The organism is Chloroflexota bacterium (assembly GCA_020161265.1).
Taxonomy (GTDB): Bacteria; Chloroflexota; Chloroflexia; order Chloroflexales; family Herpetosiphonaceae; genus Herpetosiphon.
In genome coordinates this window covers 352,026-378,341 of the sequence record JAIUOC010000006.1, presented here as the reverse complement: position 1 = coordinate 378,341, position 26,316 = coordinate 352,026, and the positions used below count along the sequence as shown (strand labels likewise).

Annotated in this window: 22 protein-coding genes; all 22 read right to left on the bottom strand. The window is 51.6% G+C overall.

Features of this window, described 5'->3' with window-relative positions; all coding sequences use genetic code 11:
- Positions 1 to 204: 204 nt before the first annotated feature.
- Positions 205 to 960 (bottom strand): segregation/condensation protein A, encoded by a 756-nt coding sequence (locus LCH85_15825; protein ID MCA0353462.1) that lies wholly within the window; start codon positions 958 to 960, stop codon positions 205 to 207.
- Between the two features lie 211 nt (positions 961 to 1,171).
- On the bottom strand, positions 1,172 to 2,422 hold the full coding sequence (locus LCH85_15820) for a Glu/Leu/Phe/Val dehydrogenase (GenBank protein ID MCA0353461.1): 1,251 nt from the start codon (positions 2,420 to 2,422) through the stop codon (positions 1,172 to 1,174).
- 39 nt (positions 2,423 to 2,461) lie between these two features.
- Positions 2,462 to 3,403, bottom strand: coding sequence for a 2'-5' RNA ligase family protein (locus LCH85_15815; protein ID MCA0353460.1), 942 nt, complete (start codon positions 3,401 to 3,403; stop codon positions 2,462 to 2,464).
- A gap of 64 nt (positions 3,404 to 3,467) precedes the next feature.
- Positions 3,468 to 5,216, bottom strand: a complete 1,749-nt coding sequence (locus LCH85_15810; protein ID MCA0353459.1) for a peptide ABC transporter substrate-binding protein — start codon at positions 5,214 to 5,216, stop codon at positions 3,468 to 3,470.
- Positions 5,217 to 5,471: 255 nt separating this feature from the next.
- Complete coding sequence (locus tag LCH85_15805) at positions 5,472 to 6,461, bottom strand: dipeptide ABC transporter ATP-binding protein (GenBank protein ID MCA0353458.1); 990 nt, start codon at positions 6,459 to 6,461, stop codon at positions 5,472 to 5,474.
- A gap of 12 nt (positions 6,462 to 6,473) precedes the next feature.
- On the bottom strand, positions 6,474 to 7,448 hold the full coding sequence (locus LCH85_15800; protein MCA0353457.1) for an ABC transporter ATP-binding protein: 975 nt from the start codon (positions 7,446 to 7,448) through the stop codon (positions 6,474 to 6,476).
- Positions 7,449 to 7,473: 25 nt separating this feature from the next.
- Positions 7,474 to 8,445 (bottom strand): ABC transporter permease, encoded by a 972-nt coding sequence (locus LCH85_15795; protein ID MCA0353456.1) that lies wholly within the window; start codon positions 8,443 to 8,445, stop codon positions 7,474 to 7,476.
- A 52-nt stretch (positions 8,446 to 8,497) separates the two neighbouring features.
- A complete protein-coding gene (locus LCH85_15790; protein MCA0353455.1) occupies positions 8,498 to 9,565 on the bottom strand; it encodes an ABC transporter permease in 1,068 nt (355 codons plus the stop codon).
- A 318-nt stretch (positions 9,566 to 9,883) separates the two neighbouring features.
- Positions 9,884 to 11,803 (bottom strand): peptide ABC transporter substrate-binding protein, encoded by a 1,920-nt coding sequence (locus tag LCH85_15785; protein MCA0353454.1) that lies wholly within the window; start codon positions 11,801 to 11,803, stop codon positions 9,884 to 9,886.
- 337 nt (positions 11,804 to 12,140) lie between these two features.
- Positions 12,141 to 13,307 carry a cell division protein FtsZ gene (ftsZ, locus tag LCH85_15780; protein ID MCA0353453.1) on the bottom strand — a complete coding sequence of 389 codons (1,167 nt, stop codon included), beginning with the start codon at positions 13,305 to 13,307 and terminating at the stop codon, positions 12,141 to 12,143.
- Between the two features lie 70 nt (positions 13,308 to 13,377).
- Positions 13,378 to 14,625 carry a cell division protein FtsA gene (gene ftsA, locus LCH85_15775; GenBank protein ID MCA0353452.1) on the bottom strand — a complete coding sequence of 416 codons (1,248 nt, stop codon included), beginning with the start codon at positions 14,623 to 14,625 and terminating at the stop codon, positions 13,378 to 13,380.
- 253 nt (positions 14,626 to 14,878) lie between these two features.
- Complete coding sequence (locus LCH85_15770; protein MCA0353451.1) at positions 14,879 to 15,223, bottom strand: small basic family protein; 345 nt, start codon at positions 15,221 to 15,223, stop codon at positions 14,879 to 14,881.
- An 11-nt stretch (positions 15,224 to 15,234) separates the two neighbouring features.
- Positions 15,235 to 16,083 carry an FtsQ-type POTRA domain-containing protein gene (locus LCH85_15765; GenBank protein MCA0353450.1) on the bottom strand — a complete coding sequence of 283 codons (849 nt, stop codon included), beginning with the start codon at positions 16,081 to 16,083 and terminating at the stop codon, positions 15,235 to 15,237.
- Positions 16,080 to 17,165, bottom strand: a complete 1,086-nt coding sequence (locus LCH85_15760) for a D-alanine--D-alanine ligase (protein MCA0353449.1) — start codon at positions 17,163 to 17,165, stop codon at positions 16,080 to 16,082. The genes LCH85_15765 and LCH85_15760 overlap by 4 nt, the downstream gene beginning before the upstream one ends.
- Positions 17,162 to 18,070 (bottom strand): UDP-N-acetylmuramate dehydrogenase, encoded by a 909-nt coding sequence (locus LCH85_15755; protein ID MCA0353448.1) that lies wholly within the window; start codon positions 18,068 to 18,070, stop codon positions 17,162 to 17,164. The genes LCH85_15760 and LCH85_15755 overlap by 4 nt, the downstream gene beginning before the upstream one ends.
- A 2-nt stretch (positions 18,071 to 18,072) precedes the next feature.
- Positions 18,073 to 19,353 (bottom strand): tetratricopeptide repeat protein, encoded by a 1,281-nt coding sequence (locus LCH85_15750; protein MCA0353447.1) that lies wholly within the window; start codon positions 19,351 to 19,353, stop codon positions 18,073 to 18,075.
- A gap of 4 nt (positions 19,354 to 19,357) precedes the next feature.
- Entirely contained in the window at positions 19,358 to 20,689 is a 1,332-nt protein-coding gene (murC, locus tag LCH85_15745; protein MCA0353446.1) for a UDP-N-acetylmuramate--L-alanine ligase, read from the bottom strand.
- Between the two features lie 160 nt (positions 20,690 to 20,849).
- Positions 20,850 to 21,482 (bottom strand): hypothetical protein, encoded by a 633-nt coding sequence (locus LCH85_15740; GenBank protein ID MCA0353445.1) that lies wholly within the window; start codon positions 21,480 to 21,482, stop codon positions 20,850 to 20,852.
- A 5-nt stretch (positions 21,483 to 21,487) separates the two neighbouring features.
- Positions 21,488 to 22,513 (bottom strand): glycosyltransferase, encoded by a 1,026-nt coding sequence (locus LCH85_15735; GenBank protein MCA0353444.1) that lies wholly within the window; start codon positions 22,511 to 22,513, stop codon positions 21,488 to 21,490.
- A 16-nt stretch (positions 22,514 to 22,529) separates the two neighbouring features.
- Positions 22,530 to 23,972 (bottom strand): putative lipid II flippase FtsW, encoded by a 1,443-nt coding sequence (gene ftsW, locus LCH85_15730; protein ID MCA0353443.1) that lies wholly within the window; start codon positions 23,970 to 23,972, stop codon positions 22,530 to 22,532.
- Positions 23,973 to 23,987: 15 nt separating this feature from the next.
- Positions 23,988 to 24,848: a rhomboid family intramembrane serine protease gene (locus LCH85_15725; protein MCA0353442.1), complete on the bottom strand. Its 861-nt coding sequence runs from the start codon at positions 24,846 to 24,848 to the stop codon at positions 23,988 to 23,990.
- Between the two features lie 153 nt (positions 24,849 to 25,001).
- Entirely contained in the window at positions 25,002 to 26,300 is a 1,299-nt protein-coding gene (murD, locus tag LCH85_15720) for a UDP-N-acetylmuramoyl-L-alanine--D-glutamate ligase (GenBank protein MCA0353441.1), read from the bottom strand.
- Positions 26,301 to 26,316 lie beyond the last annotated feature (16 nt).

Sequence of the window (26,316 nt, the reverse complement as noted above, 5' to 3'; positions counted from 1 at the left end):
CTCAGCGCCGCTTAATTTCGATCCACGAAGGGCACGAAGCGCACGAAGGGCCGAAACCACGAAGGGCCGAAACCACGAAGGCTGTTTATGCCAAATCCCTGACATCAGATCCCTCGTCTTTCTCTGCACTTCTGCGTTAAAATTGATCCCAACATCCAATACCGGATAAGGCCTATGCTCTATGCTCTATGCTCTATGCTCTTACTATTCAGTCAGCTTTTCCCCAAAGCGTGCTCCACGCGAGAGATTGATCAACTCAAACAAATCATCCTGTTCAACATTAATAATTTCACGTTTGGCGAGCTCTAAAACCGTCCAAAGAGCTACAATCACTTCGCTACGGGTCGTCGCGAGGCTCAGCAGGTCGTCAAAGGCGACAAAGCGTTGGCGCTGCAAACGTTCACCAATCAACTCGGCCATTTCGGCAATCGTAATAACTTTGGCCTTGGGGATGGCTATCGGTGGAGTTTCACGCTCGATCAGGCTCAAACGCCGCGAGAGGGCATTAACCAAGGCACTTAATTTATGGGCGGCGATTTGGGGCGCAGGTAAATCAGGCTGGGGCGGTAGGGCAACCCGCTCCCACACGCGCAAACCAGCGCTTTCCCATTCGCGCAATTGGGTCGCAGCTTGTTTAAATTGTTGATATTCGCGCAGACGTTGGGCCAATTGCTCAGCCACATCTTCTTCAGGAGGGGCGGGTGGTGGCTCACGTCGAGGTAGCAATGCCCGCGACTTAATCAACAATAATTGCGCCGCCAAGGCTAGAAAATCGGCCACGGTCAGCGGGTCGGGGTCGGGCATGGCTCGCACATGAGCCAAATATTGATCGGCAACTGCTGCCAACGAAATTGCCGTGATCGCCAATTCTTCACGCTCAATCAGGCGCAACAGCAAATCCAAAGGGCCAGCAAATTCGGGCAATTGCAGATTATAGGGGTGATGAGTTGCTAAGGGCATAGTCGTATCGATGAGGGATGAAGGATGAGGGATGAAGTCATCACGTATCGCCCATTATAAAACAGAGAGCATAGACAAGAGGGGTCAGGATTCAGGGGCTAGGGGTCAGGCAATTGACATCAGCAGATAACTACCGACAGATATATCAATCTGTGGACCAACATAAATCTTCACAGTTCCAAACTGACCCCTGAACCCTGACCCCTAACAACTACGGATAAATCCCACGCATTGCCATCGCGCGGACGACGCGATCAACGGCTAGCAGATAGGCGGCTGTGCGCAATGGCACAAAGCGTTCTTGGGCGACGGTAAAGACCTCGTTAAAGGCTCGTTCCATGGTCGTGGCTAATTCGCCATGAACTTCGCGTTCAGTCCAGAAGAACTCTTGCAAGCCCTGCACCCATTCGAAGTAGGAAACCACAATCCCGCCTGCATTGGCCAAGATATCGGGCACAACCATAATTTGCTTATTGGCGAGAATCGAATCGCCCGTTGGCGTGATTGGGCCATTGGCTAATTCGACCACAATTTTAGCTTGAATTCGGCCAGCATTGGCTCCGCTAATATCGTTTTGGCCTGCTGCCAGCACCAAAATATCGCATGGCAATTCGAGCAATTCGTTATGGCTAATCGGCCTTGTCCCAGCCAAATTGGCTACGCCATCAGTCTGAACCCGATGTTCAATCAAAGCAGCAACATCAATCCCAGCCTCGGTTTCGGCCACAATGCCGGTGTTATCATCGCTGGCAGCAATAATCCGACAGCCCATTTCAGCCAAGAATTGCAACACCAAACGCCCAGTTGAACCGGAACCTTGCATCACCACCCGTGCTCCCGCCAAATCGAGGCCAATTTTGCTGGCTGCTTGGCGCACGGTATAGCACAAACCACGGGCAGTTCCTTGGCCATGGCCCTGTGAACCGCCAACTTGAACTGGTTTACCAGTTGCGACCGATGGCATCGTGTAGCCATGATGCATCGAATAGGTATCCATAATCCAGGCCATGGTTTGCTCGTTGGTGTTAAGGTCGGGCATGATTACATCGCGTTCAGCGCCGATCAATGGGGTAATTTCGGTCACATAACGCCGAATAATCCGCTCAAGTTCGCCGCTGGTCAATTCGCGATGATCGCAAACGATTGCGCCCTTGGCTCCACCATAGGGAATTTGCACAATCGCACAACTCCAGGTCATCCACATCGCCAAGGCTTGCATTTCATCGAGCGTAGCCGACGATTGTAAGCGCAAGCCTCCTAGGGCCGGGCCACGGGTAATATTATGATGGACACGATAGCCAGTTAAAGTTCGCACCCGCCCATTATCCAGCTTGACCGGAAAATGCACAATCAACTCACGCCGTGGCTCGCGGAGCATATCGCGAACTTCCGGTTCTAAGGCCAGCAATTCAGCGGCAATATCAAATTGGCGCTGGGCGGTTGCCATTGTGGTTTCAATCATCGTAAAACTCCTCGGCAGTGAGTGTAAAGCAACGCTGCTTTAGGCATAATCGTTAAGTGCATGTATCTTAACACACTCCGCATGGTTCGTGCTAGCGCATAAACGAAAACGCCGTACTTCGTGCCACATCCGGCCAAAACGTTCTTCAAACAAGACCAATTCAGCCACATGCCAGCGTTGTGGTTGCCATGTTTCGGCGACCCAGGTTTGAGCGCTCGCCAAACTGCTATATTGCAATAATTTGCCAATCGTTAGGGCTGGCCATGGCTGGCGTTTGATTGGGCGCGTTTGCGGCAAGCTCGCTTGGAGTTGTTCGAGCAAGTTTTTGCCTTGGCTGGGGAGCAGCACCAAACGATGCTGGTTTGGGGCGATTTGCAAGTGCTCAAGGGTCAGATCGAAACTCGACCATTGGCTTAGAATGGTTGCCACCTCTCGCTCAAAATCATCACGATCGCTGGGATGGCTGCTTGGCACAAGCACAATATGCGGCGGCAAGCCATGGCGATAACTCGGATCATAGCGCTGGCGATAGTGATCAAGCATTGTCACTACCTCGGGCGGTGGCACAATTGCCAAGCGAATTGGCCGATGCTTGCGCTGATAGCGCGTGCGATATTCAACAAAACGCCGAATTTGCTGATTCATGGTGCGCAACGAGCTGATACCAAAGCGCCCCAGCCAGGCCAAAAATCGATTGGACGAACCAGCCAAACGATGCAAAAACTGTTTATAAGCTACCCGCGTTCGGCGAATCAGCCGATGGCGTGGGCCAATCAAGGCCGAGCCAATCACCAAGAAAATAATCCCTTGAAGAATTGGCAGAATCACACCCAAGATGCCGATAAAAATCAAAAACCAGCCCAATATTGGTCGAACCCGTGGCCAGATACGCAAAAACCACCCCCAGAGAATTTGGCGTTCTTGGGGGCGGTAGCTACACCACACTAAGTTTAGCAATAAGATTCCAAGTAGTAAGCGCATAATTTCAGTTTGATCCACGTTGATCGTCAGTAATCATCAGCGCGATTAAGCAAAATCTGCGCCGCTAGCGTTGCCAAGCACCCACGTTCCAAGTAATTGGAGCCAATGGTTGCGGTTGCACACCTCGCACATTCGGCGCAAGCAACACCGTCGTTTGGCGGGTAATCACGGGCAAGACTGGTAATTCGCGGGTAAAAATTTGCTGTTGTTCGCTATAGGCAGCTTTACGCACCGCTGGATCAAGCGAACTGGTGGCGGTACGAATCGCCCGATCAGCAGTATCCATACACCAACCAGTAAAATTATCGCCGGAGTAGCCGTTAATTTGGTTAGGAATCGCGGCGCAACTCCACAACACCGCGCCGTCGGGATCAACGCTGCGCAGCCAGCCAAACAAGGCCAGCTCAAAGCGTCGGCCAAATAATGGCCCTTGCTGGCTATACAAATCGGTGGTTGATAAGGCTTCAACCTTGATATCAATTCCGATTGCCTGCATATCGCTGACAAATTGCTCACTAAGGCGTTGGCGAATCGGGGTTTGGGCCGAAGTGGTTAATGTCAATTGGAAGGGCGTGCCATCAGGGCGTTCGCGCAAACCATCATCATTGGTATCACGATAATTCATTTCATCAAGCAATTGGCGTGAAAGTGCAGGATCAAAAGTATAACTGACCACCGTTATTGGATCAAAAGCCCATGATTCAGCCGCCAACCAACTATGCAAAACTGCGTTGGGCGTGCCATACAAGGTTGTGCTAATCGCCTCACGGTCGAAGCCATGGGCAATCGCTTGGCGCATCCGAATATCTTGTAAAGCTACAACCGCCAAATTCATGTCGATATGTTCCCAAATTGGGTTAGGTGCTTGGAGCAATTGCAAGGTTTTGGATTGCACATCAGTTTTCAGATCAAGCGCTAATTGTTCCAACGAGCCTTCTGTCCAAGCCACATCGACCCGCCCGCTCAGCACATCGTCGCGCATCATGGCAATATCAGGATACAAACGGGCAATAATCGTGCTAGGCAATTGTTGCGCTTGACCTTCGCGCCGCACAAATTCCAACTGCGTGCCTGCCGTCCAGGCTTTGAGCGTATACGGGCCATAGCCAACTGGCGACTGGGCCAAACGATCGCTAACTTCTTTGGCACTTGGCTGGCCTTCAAACAAATGTGCTGGCAGTGGAGTCCAAACCGTGATCAAATAATTTGGGTCGTCACGTTCGGGCGGCAAATAGGCGCGGGTCGTATATTGATCAAGCGCCACATAATCGGCGGTTAAGTCGCTTTGAGTTGCCAATTGGGCAGTTGAGGCGCTGCCACGCAACAAATTATAGGCAAAAACTGAATCGGCTGCGGTTAATGGCTGTCCATCTTCCCATTGCAGATTTTTATTCCAGCGATAGGTAACAGTTAACTGCCGCACACTGGTAATAGTTTCAGTTTGCGTAGTGGTAATTACGCCATTCGCATCAAGATTAACCGTGGTTGTAATATATTGCACATCACCATTTTCGAATGATGGCACGCGCTCCAAAACGCCAGTTGTGGTATAAGCTTCAGCAACCACCGTCAAAGGCGCAGGGTAAAGCAATTCAATCAAGGGAGCCGCGCCACGAAAGGCATAACTGTAAGGATACAGATCAATCGGCTCCTCAGTTAAGCCCAACGTCCAAAGATTGGAAGTGGCAGGGTTGGTAGTTGGCAAGGGAGTTTGCACTTGGACAGTTGGCTGACCAACTGGGGCACCACCCTCAATACTACAACTAATCAAGCTAAAACAGAGCAACAGCGCAAGGCTAAAACGCAATTTCATGAGCATCAATCCAAGGCCAAGCATCGAGCAAGCAATGAACAACTTGCTGATGGTTGACGCTCTAATTTATTCAAACCGCAACGTTCGATCACTTTTAAGCAACAGGCAGTGTAGCGCAGCCCGCCACTTTTGTCGAATATTTGTAGGCCATATTTCAGGGATTATGGAGGTTTCTCATCAGATCTTTAGCTAGTTAAACAACGAACCGAGGTAGCAAAGCCGCCTCGGTTCTGGTGTTGTTGCCCAACAATGCGCTTAACCTTGAGCAAAGTGACAAGCGACAAAGTGGCCTGGCTCTTTTTCCTCAAAGGCTGGGTCATCGTGTTTACAAATATCTTGAGCCAGCCAGCAGCGTGGGTGGAAGCGGCAGCCACTTGGTGGATTAACTGGGCTAGGCACATCGCCTTCCAAGATAATCCGGTCGCGCTTGATGGTTGGGTCGGGCAAGGGAATCGCCGACATCAAGGCTTTGGTATAGGGGTGCATTGGTTTGCGGAAGAGTTGATCGCGGGTTGAAAGCTCGACCATCCGCCCCAAATACATCACACCCACCCGATCGCTGATGTGTTCAACGACGCTCAAGTTGTGGGCAATAAACAGATAGGTTAGGCCCAAATCTTTTTGCAAATCGTTCAACAAGTTGAGCACCTGCGCTTGGATCGACACGTCCAACGCTGAAACAGGCTCATCACAAACGATCAATTTAGGTTGCATCACCAAAGCCCGGGCGATCCCGATCCGTTGGCGTTGACCACCTGAAAACTCGTGCGGGAAGCGGCGCATGTGGCCTGAATTCAGACCAACCCGCTCCAACACTTGGGCAACTTGGTCAAGCCGCTCTTTGGGCGTGCCAATATTGTGAATCTTCAAGCCTTCGGCAATACTTTGGCCCACTGGAATCCGTGGGTTGAGTGAGGCATAGGGGTCTTGAAACACAATCTGCATATCGCGGCGCAAGGTTCGCATGCGGCCAGAACTTGCCTTGAGCACATCTTGGCCATCAAATACCACCTCGCCTGCCGATGGCGGAATCAAGCGCAAGACCGTGCGGCCAGTGGTGGTTTTGCCACAGCCTGATTCGCCGACCAAGCCGAGCGTTTCACCCTTTTTGATGCTGAAACTTACGCCATCGAGTGCCTTAACTTGGGCGACTGTGCGGCGTAACAAACCACCCTTAATTGGAAAATATTTCTTGAGATTGCGTACCTCAAGCAAATTCTCACTGGTACTGTTGGAAACAGTCATGTCAAACCTCTTCTAGTACAACCAGCAACGTACCAGTCGATCACCTTCGAGCTTGATCAACGGGGGTTCTTCTTGCGTACATTGATCCATGCGATGGGCACAGCGTGAAGCAAAACGACAACCTGCTGGCGGGTTCAACAAGCTCGGAACCTGGCCAGGGATTGTTTCTAATTCATCGCGCACATTGCCCAACACTGGCGTTGAAGCGATCAAGCCTTGGGTATAGGGGTGTTTGGGTGCTTCAAACAAGGCATGGACAGGCGCATATTCAACCGCCTTACCTGCATACATCACCATCACATTTTCGGCCATTTCGGCCACCACCCCTAAATCGTGGGTAATCAAAATAATTGCAGTATTAACCTTTTCGCGCAACTCGCGCATGAGATCCAAGATTTGGGCTTGAATCGTTACGTCAAGTGCAGTGGTTGGCTCATCGGCAATCAACAATTCGGGGTTACATGCCAAGGCCATGGCGATCATCACCCGTTGGGCCTGACCGCCAGAAATTTCGTGGGGGAACGAACGCATCCGACGCACGGGGTCGGGCAAACCAACTAAAGTAAGTAGCTCAATCGTGCGTTTATTGCCTTCCTCGCCCGAAAGCCCTTGGTGAATTTGCAAGGCCTCGATAATCTGTTCACCGATGCGGAAAACAGGATTCAGACAGGTCGTTGGCTGTTGGAAAATCATTGAAATCCGATTGCCACGGATTTTGCGCATTTCTTCTTCACTCAGGTCGAGCAAATTCTCGCCATCGAACATGATCTCACCTTCGATGACTTTACCAGTTTTGCCCAACAAACGTAAGATCGACATGGACGTTACGCTTTTGCCACACCCCGATTCACCGACGATGCCCAAGGTTTCGCCACGACGCACCTGAAAATCGAGGCCATCGACGGCATGGACAGTGCCTTCATCGGTGAAAAAGTAGGTTTTGACACCCTTGAGTTTCAACAAAACATCGGATTGAGCCACAAGCATGCCCCTATCTAGCAAGAATTACAGGTTAGCGTTTGGCGCGTGGGTCAAGAGCGTCGCGCAAGCCATCGCCAATGAAATTGAAGCACAATGAACAAATAAAGATTGCCAGCCCCGGGAAGAAGGCTTGCCACGTATATTTTTCCAAAACGGTTGTATTAACATCTTTGAGCATATTACCCCAAGATGCTGCGGGTAATTGCACCCCGAAGCCCAAAAAGCTTAGGGCGGCTTCGGTGATCATCACACCACTCAAGGCCAATGATGCATTAACAATGTTGGGCGCTAAGGCATTTGGCACCAGGTGGCGGAACATAATCCGCAAGTTGGAAGCACCTAAAGCCCGTGAAGCCGAAACATATTCTTGTTCACGTAAGCTCAAAATTTGGCCGCGCATCAAGCGTGCGCCGCCAGTCCAACTAAAGAAGACCAGAATCATAATCAATACATTGATTGTGGGCTTCAAAATAGTCGAGATAATTAAGAGAATTGGCAGCAATGGCAAGGTGTTGAGGAAGTCAACAAAGCGCATTGCAAAGGCATCGACCACCCCACCGAAATAACCGCTCATCACGCCAACGATAATCCCAATCAATTCACTGAGCAGGGTTACAGCAACGGCGATATAGAGCGAAACACGCCCAGCATACAGCAAGCGGGTCAGCAAATCGCGGCCATTATAATCAGTACCCAACCAAAAAGTTAGCTCAGCACCCTTGGGCGTGCGAACTTCGCCGCCAATCCCATTATAGAAAAGGTCTTTGGGCAACGTATAAGCCGTGCCAGGTGGTTGGTTCTTCTTGACAATCGCACTATCGGTCTCCCCGAAAGGCATCAAGAACGGCCCAACGATCACCGCCAAAACCACCAAGAACAAAACGATTACACTACCAACCGCAAAACGGTGACGGGTAAAGCGTTTAAGAATCTCAAGCCATGGGCGCTCATATTCTTCTTTTTTTGCCTCGCGAGCTTCGACTTGAGTTGTTGAAACAGCCATGGATTTTCCTTTCACAGTGTTGATAAGACCAATCGCAAACCGTCAGCCGTAGCTACTCAAGTCGGATTCGTGGGTCAACAATCGTATACAGAATATCAGCAAGCAAGGTGGCAAAGACCAACAAAATCGATGAGATCAGCAAGAAGGCCATTGCCAATGGGTAATCTTTGAGGTTCAAAGCGCTAATAAAGGTAAAACCGAGTGCTTTATAATTAAAGACTGTTTCGGTAAACAATGCGCCACCGAAAACCCCAGGAATTGCAAAAACGATAATCGTGATCAAGGGAATCAAGGCATTGCGGAAGGCATGCTTGTAGATCACGACCCGTTCTTTAACCCCTTTAGCGCGGGCAGTTCGCACATAATCTTGGCTCAACACTTCGAGCATACTAGCCCGCATAAAGCGGCTCCAGTTAGCCAAGTTGAGCATTGAAAGCACGGTAACTGGCATAACGAGGTGCATCACGCGATCGAGGAACGAGCCAGCCACAACGGTACCGAGGATTGGCACCTCGTAGTTGCGCAAGGCCAAAATATCACCAGCCGGAAAGTAGAACCAGCCATTACGTTTGAACCATAGCGATACCGCAATAATCAACAAACCAAACCAGAAGGCTGGCAGTGATAAGCCAATAAAGCTAAATGTGGTCAGCACATAATCAAAGAATGAATATTGGCGTACTGCCGAGAAGACCCCCAACGGAATCCCCAACACCAACGAAATCAAGGTTGAGGAAATCATTAACCAAAGCGTATCGGGGAGTTTATCGCCAATAATTTCTAAGACTGGCGTATTGCGTTGGAACTTCCACGATGTGCCCCAATCCCAGCGCAAAATTCCTTTGCGATCACCCTTGTATTCCTCAAGGCCAATTTTATCCATCCAAGTATCGCCAGCTAACCAAGTTGGATACCACAAGTACCAAGGCTTATCAGCCCCAAGCAATTTCGCTTGGCGTTTGATATCCTCTTCACTCGGACGGCTTTTGGGATCTGTGTTTTGGCGCAACTCATCAAGTGGACCACCAGGAGCCAACGCAAACAGCGAGTAGATCACTGCTGATGAGAACAGGAGAACGAGCATCGCTTGAAACAAGCGCCGAATGAGATATACGGTCATGCGGTACCTCTACACATGCTTGAATGGTTAATACCAAGATAAACGGTTGTTAACTATTACACTCTACTTTAGTCAATTACGTTCAAAAAAAGAGCAATCAATTTTAAAGCTGGAAAAACTGGCCTATTGTACCATTTATCTCGCATTACAAAAAAAACCACACAAGCACGACAATCACTGTCTGGTGGTTACGACATCCTGAGTGACAACATTGTCTTGATTTAACTGCATGGTGCTCGCGAAAGGTTGTAGGAAACGAGAGGGAACAACTACGGAGCCACGTGCAAGCACGCAGCTCCGTAGTGGGGAGCTTACCAATTACTTGGTAACATCCCAGGTTTCGATGTTCCAGAAGTCAACTTGGCTGGTTGGGTTCAAGTCCAAGCCGCTAACCTTGACGTTGTAAGCACCAACATTGACGCGTTGGTACAATGGGAAGGTTGGCAATTCGGCATTGAAGACCTTTTGAGCTTCGATGACCAAAGGAATCCGCTTGGCGCGGTCGGTTTCTGATTGTGAGGCCAACGCTGGCTTGTCGTAAGCTTCGTTACACCAGCCGGTGTTGTTTTGGCCACCGTAGCTGTTTTCAGCGGTTGGCACTTGCTCACAGAGGTACAGAGCGGTCGAAGGCTCTGGGCCACTGACCCAAGCGTACAAGCCTAAGTCGAAGCGGCGGCCTGACAAGATACCTTCTTCGCCGTTCTTGAACAAGACATCGGTTGCTGGCACGAAGTTCAATTGAACATCGATCCCAACAGCTTTCAAGTCTTCTTGGATCAACTGAGCCACTGAGGCGCGGGTTTGGTTGTTTTCGGTGGTGAAGAATTGAACCGTGAGCTTGGTACCATCTTTTTCAAGAATACCATCAGCGCCAGCAGTCCAACCAGCTTCGGCCAAGAGAGCCTTAGCTTTTTCAACATCGTATTCGTAAGCTTCCAAGCCTTCGCCGTTTGGTGGATAAGCCCAGTGGTCGGCTGGCAAGAAGGTGTTCATCACAACGGTCTTGCCGAACAAGACGTTATCGATGATTTGCTTGCGGTTGACAGCGTAAGCTACAGCTTGGCGCAACTTGACATCAGCGAATACTGATGGTTGGCCGTCGTTGCGCTCGACACCGAAGTCCATGTGTTCCCACACGGTTGCTGGAACATATTGGCCCTTGAGCACGCCAGCAGCTTCGAGTTCGTCGAGCTTAGGAGCGTTAGCCAAGGTCAAACCAATTGAACCAACTACGTCGATTTCGCCGCTTTCCAATTGTTGCAACACTTGATCTTCGCTGGTCAGATACTTGAAGGTAACATTACCAACGAGAGGGAAACCAGCTTTCCAGTAGGTTTCGTTTGCAACCAACTTGGTGCTTTCTTGTGGGGTGTTTTCGAGGATTTTGTATGGGCCATAAGCCAATGGCTTGCTAGCGTAGTCGCTACCACCAATGGTTGCTGGATCGACGCTTTCCAAAACGTGCTTTGGTTCAGGACCAAAGGTGTTCAAGAAGTAGGTTGCATCGGTGTAGCCTGGTGCAGCGTACCATACCAAGGTTTTGTCGTCTTTGGCTTCGTATTTTTCGGTGCGATCAAGCACGAAGCGGCTAGCGTTCTTGATGCCTGGATCTTGGTACAATTCAGCAGCAAACACGAAGTCGGCTGCGGTGATGGCGGTGCCATCTTCCCAAGTCATGCCATCAATCAAGGTCCAAGTTACAACAACTTGTTCCAATTCAACAGCTTCGGTCAAGCTAGCGGTATCGGTGATCAACTCATCGTCGATCACGATGTTGCCAGCATAGGCGCTATCAACTGAGACGGTTTGGGTCACTGCATCGCCATCTTCGAAGCTTGGCAATTTGGTGAAACAAACTGGTTGATATTCGTAGCTCAAAGTGGTGAAACAAGCTGGTTGAATCGCTGACAACACTTGGGTGGTGGCGCTTGATTGTGATTCAATGCCGAACAAGGTGTCTGGCGATTGGGTCATACCGATGATGATGGTTTTATCCATATCAGGTGCACCACCGGTTTGTGGTTCGGCAGTTGCTTCAGCAACGGTTGGTTCGACGGTTGCTTCAGCAGTTGTTGGTTCAGCAGTTGCTGCTGATGAAGTATCTGTAGTTGCGGTTGCTGGGGCAGTCGTTGCTGGAGCTGTGGTTGGAGTTGTTTCGCCACCACAAGCGGCCAGGATCGGAACAACAAGGACCAACATGAGCGCAAAGCTCATCAATTGGCGCTTTGATCGAAGCATTCTTGCCTCCTAAATCAAACAGTTGAAAGGACGATTTCTAAATCGAACATTCCTATATCAGAGGGATATAGGGCCAACAGGGTGTCTCGTTGGTGACGTGACCACCTCCTTCCAATGTGGTTTTTGGGGATAGTATAAGTAGCACAGATGCAATCTGTATTCAGAGCATCATTATAACCATTAAAAAGCTGATGTCAAAATTTGTAGTACTTTTTGCCTAATCTTTGGGCAGTTTGCCCAACGACCTAGCTAACTATCTAAAAATATTCACGCTCAATTTGGGCAATTTGCTCGCCCCAAGGGGGTAGTACCACTCCCTTGGAGCGAGCTAAAAGCTTTACTTGCGGCGTTCGCGGTTGCGCAAGAATGGCGGAATATCTAAATCGTCGTTGCTACCAAACGAGGTTGGTGGAGTGGGCCGTTGTGGTTGTTGCGGTTGAGGTGCTGGCCGCACTGGTTGCTGCACTGGTTGTTGGTAGCTGGTTGGTTGGCTAGGTTGGCTTTGCGCCGATGGATATGAACGTGAGCGATTGTTGCCTTGTGGTCGCGCTTGATCAAAGCCGGTAGCAATAATCGTGATTTTAACTTCATCAGCTGGCAGGTTAGGGTCAATCCGTGCGCCGAAAATAATGTTGGCATCAGGATCAGCTGCCTTGGAAATAATCTCGGCAGCTTCGTTGACTTCCAACAAGCCCAAATCTTCGCCACCAGTCACGTTGAACAGCACGCCCTTAGCACCATCAATCGAGATTTCAAGCAAGGGTGATGAAATCGCCATATTGGCAGCATCGACCATGCGATTATCGCCGATACCATGGCCAATTGCCATCAAGGCCGTGCCTTGTTGCGACATAATGGTTTTTACGTCGGCAAAGTCGAGGTTAATCAAACCACGACTGGTAATCAAATCGGAGATCCCTTGAATACCTTGGCGCAGCACATCGTCGGCCATGCGAAAAGCTTCATTCATTTTGGTGTTTTTCGAAGCAATTTGCAGCAAGCGATCGTTTGGCACCACAATCAAGGCATCAACGCTTGGCTTGAGTTGGTCAATCCCCGATTCGGCAACTTTGCGGCGATGGTTGCCCTCAAACAAGAAGGGGCGCGTCACCACACCAACCGTCAAAGCGCCAATTTCTTGGGCAATTGAAGCAATCACGGGCGAAGCACCTGTGCCAGTACCACCACCCATGCCAGCAGTGATGAAAACCATATCCGAGCCACGCAACACATCGTGCAGCTCATCATGGGTTTCTTCGGCGGCTTTTTGGCCAATCACGGGATTACCGCCTGAGCCAAGCCCGCGCGTCAGTTTATCGCCAATCCGCACGCGAATTGTGGCAGGCGAGTGAATCAGGGCTTGAGCATCGGTGTTGACGGTGATAAATTCGACCCCTTGCAGGCCCGATTCGACCATGCGATCAACCGCATTCGAGCCGCCACCACCAACCCCAATCACCTTGATTTGGGCGAAATTTTCAATTAAGTTGCTATTGAAATCCATGTTAAGTTTGCCTCCAGATCAGCACCAAAGCCCAGCAATGGCGTGGATCGACTGTAGCCACGATGCTCGTTTAGGGTAAAAATTCCCGTAACCACATTTTGAAGCGGTCGTAGGTTTGTTTCCAGTTGGTCGTTGCTGGTTGGCTCGCAGCATGGCCGCCAACGCTGCCCATTCCATGACGCAAGCCCCAACGGACAAGCCCCACAGCCGTGGCATAGGGTGGTGCATCTATTGCTTCAGCTAATCCAGTCAAATTCGTTGGAATGCCAATGCGCACTGGCATCCCTAAAAGTTGGCGTGCCATCTCATCTAAGCCAGGCAATTGAGCCGAGCCACCTGTCAGGACAATCCCCGCAGGCAGTAGGCCTTCATAGCCAGAACGACGGATTTCATTGCCAATCATGTCGATCAGTTGTTCGGCTCGCGCTTGCAGAATTTCATTCAATTCAATCCGCGAGACTTGTTGATGTTCGCCTGGCGAAAAGCCATCGGTATCGATCAGATCATCATCAGGGTCATGGCTGTCGATATCGGTTACTTTGCCATAGCGCAATTTGAGATATTCGGCGGTGTTATGCGGTGTATGCAGCACATAGACCAAATCATTGGTGAAATGTGCTCCGCCAATTGGCAACACCACGGTGTGCCAAATGCCACCACCAATAAAAATCGCAATGTCGGTTGTGCCACCACCAATATCAACGAGCACAACCCCACGGCTTTTATCTTCTTCGCTTAGCACCGCCTCGCCTGAGGCTAAGGGTTGCAGCACCAGGTCGTCGATGCCGACCCCAGCCCGTTCAACACTCTTGATTAAGTTTTGAATCGCCATTACTTCGCCAGTAACGATATGCGTTTCAACTTCAAGCCGATAGCCTGCCATACCCACTGGGTCGCGAATGCCCTCATGGCCATCAACGATATAGGCCCGTGGAATCACATGGATCACTTCACGTTGGGTTGGGATGGCAATCGCTTGGGCGGCTTCGACAGCGCGGGCAACGTCTGTGCGCGAAATTTCATGATCAGGCCGTGAGATGGCAACCACCCCACGACTATTCACTGAGGAAATATGGCGGCCCGCAATCCCGACAAAGGCAGTGCCAATGCGATAGCCCGAAAGCCGTTCGGCCTTTTCAACCGAAGTTGCAATCGCGCTAACTGCCTCGTCGATATTGACCACAACACCGCGATCAAGACCTTTGGAAGGCGTGAGGCCAACCCCTAAAATATTCACTTTGCCTGTATCGTGAACTTCAGCAACCAAAGTACATATTTTGGTTGTACCGACATCAATACCGACAATGGTGCGATTCATGGAAAACCCCTTGTGTTAGGCTAAAATGTTGCCTGTCAAGCAGGGTTGCTGGCGATTATACGAGATAGCAGATCGCTTTGCAACCACGCTGCATTGCGTCAACAACCTACACTAGGTCGCAGAAGAAGCTGCATCTTCAAGGCTGGAACAATGCTCAATGTCGGGTTGCTCGAAATAATGAATGATGAGAGCGCGACATTGCGAAAAAGTGCATCTATCAAGCGTACCACAGCCTTGTTTTGACAACCTGCGCCTAGCCAACCAGGTGTTGTCGAATGCGACTGGCATTTTCAAACAAACGGACACCAAAGGCCACCACTGCCGCCAAATAGAGGTCAATGCCTAACCGCTCACCAAGAAACGCCAGCACGACCGCCAATACAGTGTTGCCAATTAATCCCGAAATAAAAATCCGATTCCGATAGCGTTTTTCGATTGTTGCCCGGGTTGCCCCAACAATCGAATCAAGCGCCGATAAAACTGCCACCGCTGTGTAACGGGCAAATTGCGAGGGGATTGTCAGGCCGGAAACAAGTCCAATCGCCACCCCGACTCCAAGCCCCGCCAGCGGAATCCACATAGCTTGTCGCTGCTCCACGCATGTGCTCCTTATTGCGATCCTGCCGTTGGCGTTGGAGTCGCCTGCGGTCGATAGTAGGGTTTTTCTGGTCGTAAATCGATAAATGTCCATGCAGTGTTGCTTGCTTGAACTTGTTGCAACGTTGCAAGTTTCAAATCAAGGCTCACCTGCTGTTCAGCCAACCGCCCAAATACCGCTTGATTGGTATCATTGTAAACCGAAAGCCCATAGTATGGGTCCCATTCGTAGCGCGTCGGTTGCCAACCAAGCTCTTTGGGAATGCGCAAATACAGCGTTTGGGCCAAATTCAGCGCATCAGTGTCGATGTAGCTCCCCGCCGAAATGGGAATCGTGCGGGTATCGTAAATCACTAAGGTTGCCGTGGTAATCGAAGTAGCCAAGCCTAACACTTCGCCACCTGCCGTCACTTCGTAATTTGTACCACCCATATTCCAAACCACTGCTGCCTGACGCTCTTGCACCCGCACCAACACGCGGGCGGGAATCCGCAATTGCACGCTGGCCGTGGCCACATAGGGATTTTGGCTAATTCGCGCGGCCACTTCTGCCGGATCAATATCCCAAATCGAGATGCCTTGCAGGTCAGCTAGTTGGCTGATCGTGGCGGCATCAACCGAGCGATTGCCCTCGATCTCCAATTCGCCAACCACAAAGGCTGGCGAACGAAAGACCACAATCAAACAACCGATACCAAGCAACAACAATCCCAAAGCCACTAATTTGCCATTTAAGAGCATGCTGCGCAGAATGGTTCGCGCAGTTGGGCGCACCATCGGCGTGGTGGTACGCACGCCCAGCGGTGCACGCCCGCGCGGTTTGCGGCTAATCAAGCGGCTTGAGCGGCGTGGATTACTCATCGGCCTCGCTCGTGATAACGCTCAATCGCCAAATCGATCAGCCGATCAAGTAATTCGCTATAGCCAAGGCCCGTGGCTTCCCACAATTTGGGATATTGGCTCATCGCCGTAAAACCAGGGAAGGTATTAATTTCGTTGATATAGATCGCGCCAGTTTCGCGCTCGACAAAGAAATCGACCCGCGCCAAGCCAGCCCCGTCAATCGCTTTGAAGGCGGTAACTGCCATTTCGCGCAGTTGTTGGCTGGTCGCAGCATCAAGCTCCGCCGGAATTGCAAATTGGGTTTGGCCTTCAAGATATTTATCGGCATAATCGTAAAAATCGTTGGCAGGCAGCACTTCGCCTGGCACTGAGGGCTTGGGATCATCGTTGCCCAAAATTGCGACTTCAATTTCGCGGGCATTGATGCCTTGCTCGACCACAATTCGCCGATCGTAGCCAGCGGCCTCGGCCATGCCAACCGCCAATTCAGCGCGATTGCTGACTTTGCTAATACCGACGCTGCTGCCTAAGTTGGCTGGTTTGACAAACATTGGATAGTGCAAATGAGCTTCAAGTCGCTCGTAGAGAGCTTCGGGCTGGGTTTGCCAATCGCGGCGCAAAACCAACTGCCATGGTACTTGGGGCAAGCCAGCGGCGGCAAACGCCGATTTCATCAAGCCTTTATCCATCCCAACTGAAGCCGCCAAAACCCCACAGCCAACATAGGGCAGATTGGCGAACTCAAACACCCCTTGAATCGTGCCATCCTCGCCAAATGGGCCATGCAAGACTGGAATAATCACATCTAAGGCCGCAACATTGGTTTGTTCGGGCAAACTGCCAGCACTTTGCACAATTGCTGTTTCGCTGACGACCCCAGCTTGCGGTGCACGGCCAAGCATCTTTTGGTCGGCCTGTTGCTCCAAGGCCAACAACGGATCACCGCCGCTGAGCCATTGGCCATTACGGGTGATACCAATCGGAATCACGGTGTATTTTTCAGGATCAAGCGCATTCATCACGGCCCGCGCCGATTTTAACGATACTTCGTGCTCGCCCGATTTCCCGCCAAAAACAATTCCAACCCGCCGTTTTGTCATAACGATTGATCCTCACTGGTGATCACGCGAACTTCTAATTCGAGTTCGATCCCAAATTGTTTGAGCACTTCGGTTTGGGCATATTCGGCTACCCGCAAAATATCGCTAGCCGTCGCCCCACCCAAATTCAAGATATAGTTGGCATGTTTTTCGGCAATTTGAGCCGCACCCATGCGAAAACCTTTCAAACCAGCAGCATCGATCAAACGGCCAGCCGTGGTATTGGCAGGGTTTTTAAACACCGAGCCACACGACGAGCCAGCTGGCGTGCGTTGCTTACGACCATCAGCAATCTCGGCCATTTTGCTGGCGATCCGCACAGGATCATCGCGCCAAGCAGTCAAGACTGCATCGAGCACATAGGGAATGCGCGTGGTTGGGCGATTGCCTGCCAGTCGTTTGAGTTGGCTGGTGCGATAGTCGAATTGAAAATCAGCCGCCGTCCACTCGATAATCTGGTTATCGGGCATTAATAAACGGGCTGATTGCAAGTGTTTGGCGGTTTCGCCACCATAACAACCAGCGTTACCATAAATTGCCCCGCCGATTGTGCCAGGCAAACCTTCGGCCCATTCGAGGCCAGCAATACCCTGAGCCGCCAAGCGACGCACTGTGCCAGCGGTCGGCGCACCAGCCTGCACATGAATCGTCAGTTGATCGCCATGTTCATACAATTCAAAGCCAGTCGCACGATTGCGAATCACTAAGCCATTCCAGCCTACATCGCTCATCAGCAAATTCGAGCCGCCGCCCAGCATAAAAATTGGCAATTGCTGAAGCTCGGCCCATTGCACCGCCTCAACCTGTTGCTCAGGACTGGTAACGTTTACAAAATACCGCGCAGGGCCACCAATGCGCCAAGCTGTGTAGGGCGCGAGTAGCTCATGTTCGCGAAGATCGATCATGCTTAAACCTGCATTCCTATAGTTCGCAAGCGTTCACGCAAGCGTTTTTGTTCATCGTAATGGCCAAGACCTTGGCGCAATAAAAAGGCTGTATGCCAATGCTTGGCCGCATCGTGGCGATCATTCCATTCATAGGCCAAATCGCCCAAACGCTCGCTAGCCAAGGCAATCCCGACTGTATCGCCCAATTGCTGGGCATTAGTCAGGGCAATATTGTAGTTGGTGCTGGCCGAGCCATAATCGGCTTGCGCTCGATAGGCATCGCCCAAGCGATTGTGCAGCATAATCTGGCCAACTCCAGGCGTGCGCCGATCCTCATATTGCAAGGCTTTGAGAAACGATTCAATCGCCGTTTGATAATCGCCGCGTGCATGGTGAATCACCCCAAGCACGGTGTAGGCGCGGGCGGTGCCAACCGCATCGTTTAATTTTTCGCGCAGCATCAAGCTTTCGGCTTGGCAACGCAGCGCTTGATCCAAATCGTTTAATTCGAGATACGAAAGCGCCAATTTTTCATGGACAATCGCCACGCCCAACGTGCCAGGCAGATGTTCCTCGATTTCCAAGGCGCGTGAGTAGTAATCGGCTGCTTGTTGGCCGGAACCAATCAAACGATACACATCGCCAATGCTTGTGATAATTTTAGCGATTGTTAGCCGATCGTCAATCACCGCTCCGCGTGCTTGTGCGGCGTTATAGAGGTGAATTGCTGCGGTATGGTGGCCTTGGAGTTGCTCAGTTTTGCCAAGATGCAACAAAGCTTCGGCCTCAAGCGGCACATTGTTGGTCGTTCGAGCCAAATCGAGCGCCCGTTTGAGCGTTTGCTCGGCACTGCTATAATCGCGCATTGCTCGTTGCGAACGCCCCAAGGCCACTAATGAACCACCCTCAATTTGCACCGATTGCGCAGCGCGGGCTAAGGTCAACAATTGCTGGGCGTAAAACAAGGCATCATCGTGATTGCCCGCCCAATCCAGTACCGTCCAAGCCAAGCTGTAGGCCCGAATTGCGAAATTGGCGCGTTGATCCTCGGCCAAACGGTTCAAATATTCCAAAGCCCGTTCGCACCAAACTCGCGCATCGGCGATATTATGTTGAGCAATCACAGTTTCTGCTTGATCAAGTGCGGCAGTAATTGCAGCGGGCCACTCACAGGCTAATGCTAAATGCCATGCCATAATTCCATCCAAACCCTCAGGCCGCCCTGTTTGTTCAGCGTAAAGTTGACGCAAGCGCTCTGCCGCATCACGATGAAATTGGCGATAGGCAGCATCAGCAATCATCAAATCACCTCAGCGCCGCCACCAACCGCTCGCCAACCGCAACCCCATCGCCAGCCCCCAAGGTCAGCACCACATCGCCAGCCTGCACATCGCGCAGCAATTGCTCAAACGCTTGGTCTAAATCGCCGACTGCCAAGGCATTCGGATGCTGCATGCCAGCCACGATTTGAGCGGTTGGGTCACCCTTGCTGGTTTCGCGTGCCCCATACACCGCGCCAATTCGCACCAGATCCGCCTGCTCAAAAGCAGTTTGAAAATCGGCAAGAAACGCTTCCAAGCGGCTAAAGGTGTGTGGCTGAAAATAGGCCACAATCCGTTGCGTCGGAAAGCGCTTGCGGGCTGCCGCCAAGGTCGCGCGAATTTCCACCGGATGATGGGCATAATCGTCAAACACCCGCACAGCGCCAACCTGGCCTTTTGGCTCGAAGCGCCGCGCCGCCCCTTGATAGTGGGCAATCGCTGCCACCGCTGCCGCCAAATCAACCCCATAGGCATGGGCGGCAGCTAAGGCTAATAAAGCATTTTGTACATTATGCTCACCAGCAACCGCTAATTGCACCGTAATTGGCTCGGCAACCGGGCTGATGATTTCAAACAGCATGCCATCGGGCGTAGCCTGAACCGCAGTTGCTCGCCAAGTATTATGCTCAGCCAAACCACAACGAATCGCTGGCACATCAGCAAGCACCCGTTGCGTGCCTACATCATCGCCGCACAACACCAACTGTTGCAGGCTCGGCTTGGTGGCAAATTCACGAAAGGCTGCATCATACTCAGCTTGGCTGGGATAAATATCCACATGATCCCAATCGAGATTGGTGATGATGCCAATCGCTGGACTCAGCGCCAAAAACGTGCGGGCATACTCATCGGCTTCGAGCACTAACGGCCCATGGCCCCAAGCGGCACTTGCGCCTAAGGCAGGCACATCGGCTCCGATCAAAAAGCCAGGTGTATAGCCACAATACTTAAAAATAACCGCCAACATTGCGGTAGTGGTGGTTTTGCCATGGGTTCCAGTAACCGCAAGGGTTGGGCGTTCAGCACTCCATTCACGCCATAAATCATGACGGGTCAGCACCGGAATCGCCACTTGGTGAGCTGCCACAATCTCAATGTGGTCAAGTGGCAAGGCCGAAGTCACCAACAGCCGATCAATCCCCTGCACATGGCTCGCGCTATGGCCAATTTCGACTGAAACGCCATGGTCAGCCAAGCGGGTTGTGGCCGCATTAGCCGCCCGATCGCAGCCAGAAACCTGATCGCCACGCTCCAGCAGCAGCGTCGCAATCGAACTCATGCCTGAACCACCAATTCCAACAATGTGCGTATGCACCAGTGACTCCTTAAAAAAGCCAGATAAAAACAGCAGAAACGCTGAGATCGACGATTCCCAGCGTCCCCAAGGATTTTCAGAACATCGAACATCGAGCATCGAGCATAATTGATTAATCACATTTGCTATGTTCTATGTTCTTTGCTCTATGCTCTTCAGCTTACTCCCGCATTTTGGGCAAGCGGAAGAAAGTCACAACCAAGACGACCAAAAAGAGCAAGGCAAAGATCGTCGGCAAATTGTCTTTCAAAGCATTGTCTTGCGAAATTGACGAGACGGTAATGCCCACGCCCTCATCAAAGGGCAAATTCGCGCCATCTTTGTCGAAGGCAATCCAAAAATCGAGCAAGCGCGAAAGCACAATATACGAATTGAGCACGCCCACGCCAACCCCAATCACCTGCCCACCGCGACTGGTCTCCTCGCGGCTGCCGATTGCCGAGCCAATCACATACGAAAGAATCACCCCGATAATAAACGAAATTGCTCGAAAATTCTCGAAATTCTCGCTATCGATAAAGGGCGAACGTTCACCGCTATCACTGCCAAAAAGCGCATTAATAAACACCGCAAAAGCATTGACAATTCGATTCAACAGCCCAGCCATGTTTTCAGCAACTGTAGGGTTTGCGAACAGAACCAACGAGAAAATCAGCCCGACCGTGGTGATCGCCTCTTCCTTCCAGCCGCGTCGCCAGCCAAAGAAGCCTGCGATTGGAAAAATCACAAGCATCAAAAGCTGCAAAAAGCTAAACTGGATCGCTTGTTGCAAGAGGATCAGTCGAAACGACATACGCTTTAGCCTCCTCGGGCAAGCGCCAGCCATTCGCTGGCAAGCCGCGCCCCTGCATCTGGTTGGGCAAGGCTGGCACTGCGTTGCGCCATCGTTTGTAAGCGCAAAGGGCTGCTCAGCACTGCTGAGAGTTCGCGCCACAAACGGCCTTGGATTGGCTCTCCAGAGCCTAGCATTGCTTCATCAGGAATGCTAATTGCTGCGCCGCGGTCGGCTAGGGCAGCAGCGTTATATTCTTGCTTCACCATGGTCAAAGGCACCAAAATCGATCCAATGCCTGCGGCAGGAAGTTCGGCCATCGTCGATGCGCCAGCCCGACTTAACGCAAAATCTGCTGCGCCAAACGCTGTGCTCATCGAGCGTTCAGCATCCGCATGCAGATAGGGGTAAAGATGATAACGGCTGGCTAGCTCAGGGCTGAGTTTGGCTTGGGCCTCACGCAACCATGCTTCATCACCATTCCGTCCGCAAACATGCACGACCTGTGCTAATTCTAACAGATCGCTTAAGAGCGCGGCAACCGCCTGATTGATCGATCGTGCCCCGCGACTGCCACCATACACCAACAGCACTGGCAATTGATCATTCAGGCCAAATATGGCTCGACACTGGGCTTTATTTTGATTAAACAGCTCGCCACGCACCGGATAGCCCGTTTCAACCACTTTATGCGCAGGCAAATAGCGCTTGGAATCATCAAAGGTTACAGCAATGCGCGTGGCTAAACGGGCCAACACCCGCCCAGCCCAGCCTGGCACAATATCTGGCAAATAAAGCAAGGTCGGCACACGCTCAAGCGCCGCTGCCACAAACAACGGCACACACACATAGCCGCCAGTGCCCAAAATTGCCGCAGGCCGTTCGCGTCGCAACAAGCTGCGAGCAGCAAGCACTCCTTTGATCAAAACCCCAGCATTTTTCAGCATTTGCAGTGGATTGCGCCCACGCATGGCCGCAGCAGGCAGGCCAATAAACGGAATTGTGCTTTCGCGCTCAACCAAATCGCCTTCCATGCCATCAACCGAGCCAATATAGCGCAGTTGCGGCTTAACGTTGGCGTTTATTGCGCCGACGCTGCTCGATCCGTTCGCGGGCGGTGCTGCCGTTGATTGGCTGGCTGACCAAGTTTTTGCGCTGTTTGGGCTTGCGCCAAGCGATAAGTCGCTTGGATTCGTCGGCTGGTTTGCGCCACGTTCCGCCGAGGGAGTTGCCGACGGCAAAGCTGCCGGATCGGTGATGTTCTTCAGGGCGCTGGCCACCGCCAAAGCCGGATACACGTGGCCGCCCGTGCCACCGCCGCACAGCATCAGCAGCGGCGACCACTCGCGGTCGGAGTTGGCCAATTGTGGGGATGGAGAGTTCATTGGTTCGTTCCTCAGCCCGTTTCAACGGCGCATAACGGGTTACACTCAGCAGCAAGCCCGCCGCAATCATGGTCATCATCAACGATGAACCACCATACGAAATAAATGGCAGGGTAATTCCAGTAAATGGAATCACGGTGGTCACAACGGCGATATTAATCAGTGCTTGCACCACCAACCACGTGGTCACGCCTACGGCAATCAAGGCTCCAAACGGGTCGAGCGAGCGCGAGGCGATGCGGAAACCGCGCACTGCCAGCACGACAAATGCTGCCAGCACCAAGCCAGCACCAATGATGCCTAATTCTTCACCAATCACGGCGTAAATTGCATCGGTATGGGCAAACGGCAACCAGAAAAATTTCTGGCGGCTTTGGCCTAAACCAACGCCTGTCCAGCTGCCTGAGCCAAGTGCATACAAGGCATGGATTGGTTGATAGCCACCATCACGCGGATAGCTGAAGGGATCTTGCCAGACCAACACCCGCAAAGCCCGATAGCCCGCCGATTGAATCGCCAGCCAACCAACCACCGTGGTCATACTGGCGGCGATGCCCAAGTGGGTCAAACTTGCACCTGAGGTAAACAAAATTGCTGCACTGATCACCACAATCACAATCGTGGTACTCATATTTGGTTGCAACAGCACCAAGCCCGCCAATAGCCCGAGCATAATCCCAAACGGCAATAGCCCTGTGACAAATTGACGAATTTTCGAGCCACGCCGCGAAAGCCAGTCGGCAAAATAGATAATCGCTGCAAATTTGGCAATTTCGCTGGGCTGCATCCCAACTGGGCCAATGTTAATCCAGCGACTAGCACCATTGACCTTGGTAATATGTTCGGGCAATAGCAATACTAGGAGCAGCAAAAAGAGCGTAACAAGCATTAAGGGCAACGAAAAACGCCGCAATTTACGATAATCAAAGCGCATGGTCGCAATCATTGCGCCAACGCCGGCAATTGCCCACATGGTTTGGCGCAACACCCAATAGACCGATGAGCCATATTCGGCATAGGCCACATAGAACGATGAGCTATAGACCATCACTAGCCCAAACGCAACCAAGCCGCCCACCAGGGCTAGCAACATTCCATCAGGTTTTCGCGGAACTCGATCGTTCATGCGACCTCCAACCGTCTAACGGGCATTTAACCAAGCTTGATAAAGTTCTTCTAAGAGCGCAACGCTTGTAGCATCGTTCATGCGTTGATTATGCACAAACCACGTTGCAACCAGAATAAAGCCAACCGCACCAACCACGCTCAGCCAGCGCAATGCTGATGGCGCGTTGGCCTCAATCCGCGGTTTAAACCAATCGGCAATATAGACAAGCCGTGGAGCCAAACCATAGCCCACCGCCAAGCCCATCAGCATCCCGCCAATGTGCGCATAATTGTCGATCACCGACGAAAACGATAAGCCGATAATCAAGTTAATTGCTGCTGTGCCGACCATTTGGCGCAAGTTTTGGCGAGCAAAATCACCCAAGACGCTGCGAGCCGACAGGAAAAAGCCAATCAAACAGCCAATTAGGCCGAAGATTGCCCCCGATGCGCCAATTGAAGGGCCAGTCAAATTGCCAAAACTATACGAAGCCCAAGCCCCGCCAATCCCCGCAATCAGATAGATCACGCTAAACCGCAGGCTACCATAGAAGCGCTCAACGGTTGGGCCAAGCGCATACAGGGCATACATATTAAAGCCAATATGCACAATCCCGCCGTGCAGCACAGTCGCAGTCAATAAGCGCCACCATTCGCCGCCCATATCCATCAAAGGCGACCACTTGGCTCCAAGCTCGATCAAGACAAAGGCATCGCCGCGAGCATTGCCCATCACGCTCATGCCCTTGAGAATACAAATCACAAACATAACAACGTTGATCGCCATAAACACCCAAGTAGCCCGTACTGGCGCACTGGGCAGTTGCACCATCACAGGTTGGTTGGGCGAATATTCAACACGCTCAGGTTGATAGCCTGAATAGGGATCTTGCATGGGTTGCCAATTTCTGAGCCAATTGCAGCAATCAAGCTCAATAGCGACGAAACCAGAACTTAGGCTGTTGGCAATAACCTTCAATCGCAGAACCTTCACTATCGTGGCTGGTTTCAAGCAATTGCGCTATAGCCCAATATTCCTAAATAATTTTTAAGCTTCCGTCAATAGGCCAACAATTCGGCGAAATTCTTCGCCGCGATGAAATTCATTGCGAAACATGCCAAAACTAGCGGCACCTGGCGAGAGTAACACGGTATCGCCAGCTTCAGCCTCGGCAAAAGCCGCGCGAATCGCTTGTTCAAACGATTGATAGCGCTCTTGCTGAGTACCAAGCGCCGCACTCAGGGCTGGCGAACCCGTGCCATCCAAGATAATCAGCCGCTTCAATTGGGCCGATTGTTGAATTGCTTCAACTAACGGTGTCCACGCCAGTTTTTTATCAGCCCCACCAGCGATCAAAATTACTGGGCTGGTCATCGAATTGAGCGCCGCCGCCGCAGCGGTTGGGGTCGTAGCAGCCGTATCGTTGATCAAACGCACGCCGTTGATCTCGCGCACTAACTCCATACGATGCTCAACTCCAGCAAAATGCTCAATTGCATTGCGAATTGCTGCATCGGGCACGCCATAGGCCTGAGCCAAAGCCGCCGCCGCCGCAATATTCAAGGCGTTATGCTGGCCTTGCAACTGGCCCATCGGCCAGCCTTCGTTGCCATCAAACCAAATCACTCGGCCTGGAGCATCGTTGGCCCAGGTATTGACAATCAGATCGTGTTTCGGTAGCACCACCACATCATCAGGGCTTTGATACAGAAAAATTTGTTGCTTGGCTAATCCATAATCAGCCATCGAGCCATAACGGTCGAGATGGTCAGGTGACAAATTGGTGACACACGCATACTCAGGGCTTAATCCGGCCTCGCCCAAGCCTTCCAATTGCCACGACGATAGCTCAAGCACCACTGGCGTTTTGGCAGTAATCCGTGGCAATTGTTCCAAGGCCGAAACCCGCAAATTGCCCGCAACCACCGTATCAGGATAAACCTCGCGCAACATCGCCCCAGTCAGGGTGGTGGTGGTGGTTTTGCCCTTGGTTCCGGTGATGCCAATAATTGGCGCAGGGCAAAGCCGGAAGAATAGCGTCATCTCCATTTCAATCGCCACGCCAGCAGCGCGAGCCAATTGCAAATAGCGCGATTCACGCGGCACACCTGGGTTGCGAATCACCATATCGACCCGCTCAAAATCTTGATCACGATGCTCGCCCAGCACAAATTCAACTGGCAAGCCCGCCAAAGCCTCAAGCGATGGCTGCAAAATCTCGGCGCTGCGCAGATCAGTCACAATCACATGAGCTCCTTGCTCAAGCAAAAAGCGCGTGACCCCTAAACCGCCACCATGAACCCCCAAGCCCATCACCGTTATGCGTTTATTGCGTAAATCGAGCATGCATTGCCTTACTTGC